Origin of the sequence: Nocardioides sp. (assembly GCF_036405735.1) — a bacterium.
Taxonomy (GTDB): Bacteria; Actinomycetota; Actinomycetes; order Propionibacteriales; family Nocardioidaceae; genus Nocardioides.
On sequence record NZ_DASWXC010000030.1, the window covers coordinates 1 to 3,976 of the forward strand.

At 68.3% G+C, this 3,976-nt stretch carries 9 protein-coding genes; all 9 read left to right on the plus strand.

Annotated elements, in window-relative coordinates; all coding sequences use genetic code 11:
- Window positions 1-195 (plus strand): hypothetical protein (locus VGE38_RS04860; RefSeq protein ID WP_331141405.1); only part of this gene is annotated, 195 nt, incomplete at its 5' end.
- Window positions 192-1,178, plus strand: coding sequence for a DNA-methyltransferase (locus tag VGE38_RS04865; RefSeq protein WP_331141406.1), 987 nt, complete (start codon window positions 192-194; stop codon window positions 1,176-1,178). The genes VGE38_RS04860 and VGE38_RS04865, both read left to right, overlap by 4 nt.
- Entirely contained in the window at window positions 1,175-1,306 is a 132-nt protein-coding gene (locus VGE38_RS04870; RefSeq protein WP_331141407.1) for a hypothetical protein, read from the plus strand. The genes VGE38_RS04865 and VGE38_RS04870 overlap by 4 nt, the downstream gene beginning before the upstream one ends.
- Before the next feature lie 47 nt (window positions 1,307-1,353).
- Window positions 1,354-1,839: a hypothetical protein gene (locus VGE38_RS04875; RefSeq protein WP_331141408.1), complete on the plus strand. Its 486-nt coding sequence runs from the start codon at window positions 1,354-1,356 to the stop codon at window positions 1,837-1,839.
- The gene (locus VGE38_RS04880) at window positions 1,839-2,189 is read left to right on the plus strand and encodes a hypothetical protein (RefSeq protein ID WP_331141409.1); all 351 of its coding nucleotides are present in this window, start codon (window positions 1,839-1,841) and stop codon (window positions 2,187-2,189) included. Before VGE38_RS04875 ends, VGE38_RS04880 begins: the two co-directional genes overlap by 1 nt.
- A gap of 169 nt (window positions 2,190-2,358) precedes the next feature.
- Entirely contained in the window at window positions 2,359-2,607 is a 249-nt protein-coding gene (locus tag VGE38_RS04885) for a hypothetical protein (protein WP_331141410.1), read from the plus strand.
- On the plus strand, window positions 2,601-3,056 hold the full coding sequence (locus VGE38_RS04890) for a hypothetical protein (RefSeq protein WP_331141411.1): 456 nt from the start codon (window positions 2,601-2,603) through the stop codon (window positions 3,054-3,056). The genes VGE38_RS04885 and VGE38_RS04890 overlap by 7 nt, the downstream gene beginning before the upstream one ends.
- Entirely contained in the window at window positions 3,053-3,394 is a 342-nt protein-coding gene (locus tag VGE38_RS04895) for a hypothetical protein (protein ID WP_331141412.1), read from the plus strand. The genes VGE38_RS04890 and VGE38_RS04895 overlap by 4 nt, the downstream gene beginning before the upstream one ends.
- Before the next feature lie 17 nt (window positions 3,395-3,411).
- Entirely contained in the window at window positions 3,412-3,951 is a 540-nt protein-coding gene (locus VGE38_RS04900; protein ID WP_331141413.1) for a hypothetical protein, read from the plus strand.
- The last annotated feature ends 25 nt before the right edge of the window (window positions 3,952-3,976 follow it).

The window sequence follows — 3,976 nt, forward strand, 5'->3', positions numbered from 1 at the left end:
CTCCAGATCGCCTTCTCCCGCTACAACGTCGGTGTCGAACGCGCCCGCCGCGAGTACGCCGAGCACCCGTCCAGTGGCGTCATCTGGTGCCCCGGCTGTGTGCATCCAGCAGGCAGCACCAGGGACTGCGCCAACTGCAAGTCCACGCGATACCAGCGCAAGCGTCGGGCGCTGGTGCGGAAGGGGGCGGCATGAAGCCCTACTACTCCGACGACCTCGTCACGCTGTACCACGGCGACTCGCTGACGGTGCTCCGAGAGCTGCCTGACGCATCGGTCGACTGCTGCGTCACGTCTCCCCCGTACTTCGGTCTGCGCGACTATGGCGAGGAGGGTCAGTACGGCCTCGAGTCGTCGCCGGCGGAGTACGTCGAGACCATGCGCGCCCTCTTCGCGGAGGTGCGTCGGGTGCTCACCGACGACGGCACTCTCTGGCTCAACATCGGTGACAGCTACTACTCCGGTCGCGGCAACCCGGGCCCCAACGCGGCCGACGAGAAGCAGCCTGCGCGGCGCGGATGGATCCGCCCCGTAGATCGGCCGGGGCAGTCCTGGGCTAAGCCGAAGGACCTGCTCGGCATCCCGTGGCGCGTTGCCTTCGCACTCCAGGACGACGGCTGGACCCTGCGCAACGACATCATCTGGGCGAAGCCCAACGCCATGCCCGAGAGCGTGTCCGACCGGCTCGCAACGCGTCACGAGCACCTCTTTCTGCTCACCAAGGGCCGCCGCTATTGGTTCGACCTCGACCCCATCCGTGAGCCGCACAGTGACGTCTCGGTCCGCCGCGCGCAACCTCACCGGGCCGATCCTGGCAGGACATACCGCGAGGGCGACCCCTACGAAGGCGTGGGTGGCGCCCAGACGTTGCGGCTGGACCAGATGAACCACCCGCTCGGCCGCAACCCGGGCGACGTCTGGTCGATCCCCACGCAGCCCTTCCCTGGCGCCCACTTCGCCGTCATGCCGCAGGCGCTCGCCGAGCGGTGCATCCTCGGTGGCTGCAAGCCGGGCGGTGTCGTGCTCGACCCGTTCAGCGGCTCTGGCACAACCGGACTTGCCGCCGCCAAGCATGGGCGCAAGTACGTCGGCATCGACCTGAACGCCGACTACCTCGACCTGTCCCTGCGCACGCGCCTCGCTCAGCCGGGGCTCGACTTCGGGGAGGCGAGCGCATGACCTGCCACGCCCACCTCGGCGGCTTCCCCGACGGCCTCACCTGCACGCGCACCGACGCGCACGACCGGGGCCACACCTACGAATCGACCAGCGCCGGGGATGCCGAGCGCGCGGAAGGAGACTCGTGAGCACCCGACCAGGCATCCGACCAGCGCCACGCAAGGTCACCGACGAGATGACCGAGCAGATCGTCGCCGCCTACCTCGAATGTGCGCCCATCGCGGCCATCGCCAAGACACACAGCATCAGCCAGTCCACCGTCCACCGAGTCATCAGCAAGGCCGACGTCGACCGGGAAGGCGCAAGTCGGAAGGCGTTGCGCAAGGCGTGCTCGAACTGCGGCACCAAGTGCCGCGCCCGAGGTGACCTGTGCCGCACCTGCATGGGCTGGTCGAGCAGCAACGCCAACGAGGACGCGCTCACGGACGGTCGATGGGTGCAGCGGGGCGCGATCAAGGTGTGGGTGCCAGGCAGTGACGCCGACAACCCGCAGCCCGCGTCACGGCAGCGATACCGCGCACTCGTGACTGAGCGTCAAGACGCGCGCTGGTGGCCAACCCCCGCACGCCCTGAACCAGCGCCCGACGTCCTATCTGGCCGACGACGGCTCGTCGAGTGCGTGCGTGAGGCCGGGCGGGTCGAGCGACAGGAGGCGAGCTGATGGCCCGCCAGTCCCGACCACTCAAGACCGCCTTCTGGGATGACGACAAGGTCTGCCACCTCAGCCGCGACGCCCGTCTCACGCTCGCCGGCCTCATCACAAAGATGGCCGACGACGAAGGCCGATTCATCGCAACTCCGGTCGCCGTCAGCGGGTCTCTGTTCCCCTACGACGACCTGCCGCCCGCCCGCGTCAAGAAGTGGCTTGGCGAGATCGAGGCCGAGGGCATGGTGTGCGTCTACCGCGTGAATGGCGGCACCTACGGGGCGCTCACCGGGTGGGCCAAGCACCAGAAACCGCCACACCCAACAGAGAGCACGATCCCGCCGCCACCGGAGGAGCGCTCATGAGGAATTCATGCATCTCTCATGAGCGCCTCGTGAGCAACTCGCGAGCAATTCATCCCCGAGTAGGAGTAGGAGGAGGAGTGGGAGGAGAAGTGCTTCAGTTCCCATCCCATAGCCAGTTGGTAGGAGCCACCGCAGCGACGCCGACAGCCAACCTCCGAGCCACTCGGGCATGGGATGGGGCTACGCCGAGGGGTGGTTGGTGATGGGCTGCCAGTACCTCGACAGTGGCGCAAAGGTCTGCTGCATCGACCGCGAGATGACCGAGCGCACCCACGGAGTTTGGACCACCTGCGACGACTGCGGCCACGACTGGTGGTGCGTCGGTGTCGACCGCGATGACTTCGATGAGCCGACCCGCTATGTCTGCTCCGACGGCTGCGGCTGGGACTACGACGCCGAGGACGGGAGTCCATGGTGACCGTCACCGACCAGCAGACCCGCGCGATCACCTTCCTCGCCGCCGCCATGCGACCCCACGGCGCACGACGCTGGGACGAGGCAGGCATCTACGCCGCGATCAAGAAGCTCGCCGACCGCAAGCTCTCCGACGTCGTCCTCGCCATCACCAGGGCAGCCGACGACCGGGAAGCCAACACGCCCAACGTGATCCTGTCGCCCGCCTCGCCCCACTGGCGGGAACGCGACACCGGGTGGACGCCGCCACCAACACCGCACGACCGAGACGCCACCTGCGACACCTGCTCGCTGCCCGAGCACCAGTGCCGCACCAGGTGGGCCGGTGACCACGAGTTCACGCCGCTCTCACGCGCCGCGAACCGCCGACTCCCCGCCGAGCAAGTCGCCGCCGTCGTGGGCGAGCTGCGGGACCACAAGACGAAGACCGAAGCCGAGGAGGCAACAGCATGACCGTCCGAGTGTTCGAGCGCCTAGAGCGCATCAAGCACCACCGAGTGGAGTATCGCCCGGCTGGAGACACCGTCGCCGAGATGGCGGCAACGGTGGAGTGGGTCCGCGCCAAGGGCCATCAAGCCGCAAGCCTTGAACTCGACGGCTTTCGGTATCGGTCGGCTTACCCCGACGGCTCCACCGGTCCCTGGTACTGGATCGAGCCCGGTCAGTGGCTCTGTCTCATGGAAGGCGAAGCGCAGGACTCGGAGTTCGACGCGCCCCATGACGAGGGGCCGGACGACCACTTGATCTACCCCTCGGACGAATGGCACGAGATCACCGAGGCCGCACGATGACCGCCGACAAGCCCGCCGTGGCTGACCAGACCCTGATCACCGACGCCGAGCGCATGGCCGAGATCCGCGAGCGCCTTGAGGCCGCCACCCCTGGGCCGTGGCACGTCGTGACGGACTCCTGTGACTGTGGCGGCGGATACCCCTGTGGCCACGGGTCTTGGCCTCATGCGATCCGCAACGGTCATCACCGCATGTGGGGCACGCCGAACGAGCAGCCCTGCGACTCCGACAACCCCGGCGACCACTACCACCACCTGCACTCGGAGTTGTCGGAGTTTCCGGACGCCGACGCCGAGTTGATCGCCCACGCGCCGGAGGACATCGCATGGCTGCTGGCCGAGAACGACGCCCTCCGCGCCCGGCTCGCCGCCATGCCCGAGGCCACCGAGACCGTCGAGTGGGCGGCTGGCGAGACCTCAGCGCCCGGCGCTCGACCCGTCCCGATGCCGAGTGAGGCGCAGGCCCGCAAGTACCCCGGCTTCGATGTCTACCGCCGCACGGTCCGCACCTTCGCGCCCCAGGTGGGCGAGTGGGAGGAGGTGCCCACCGATGAGTGAGCACGCTGGCGAGAATGCTCGGCTC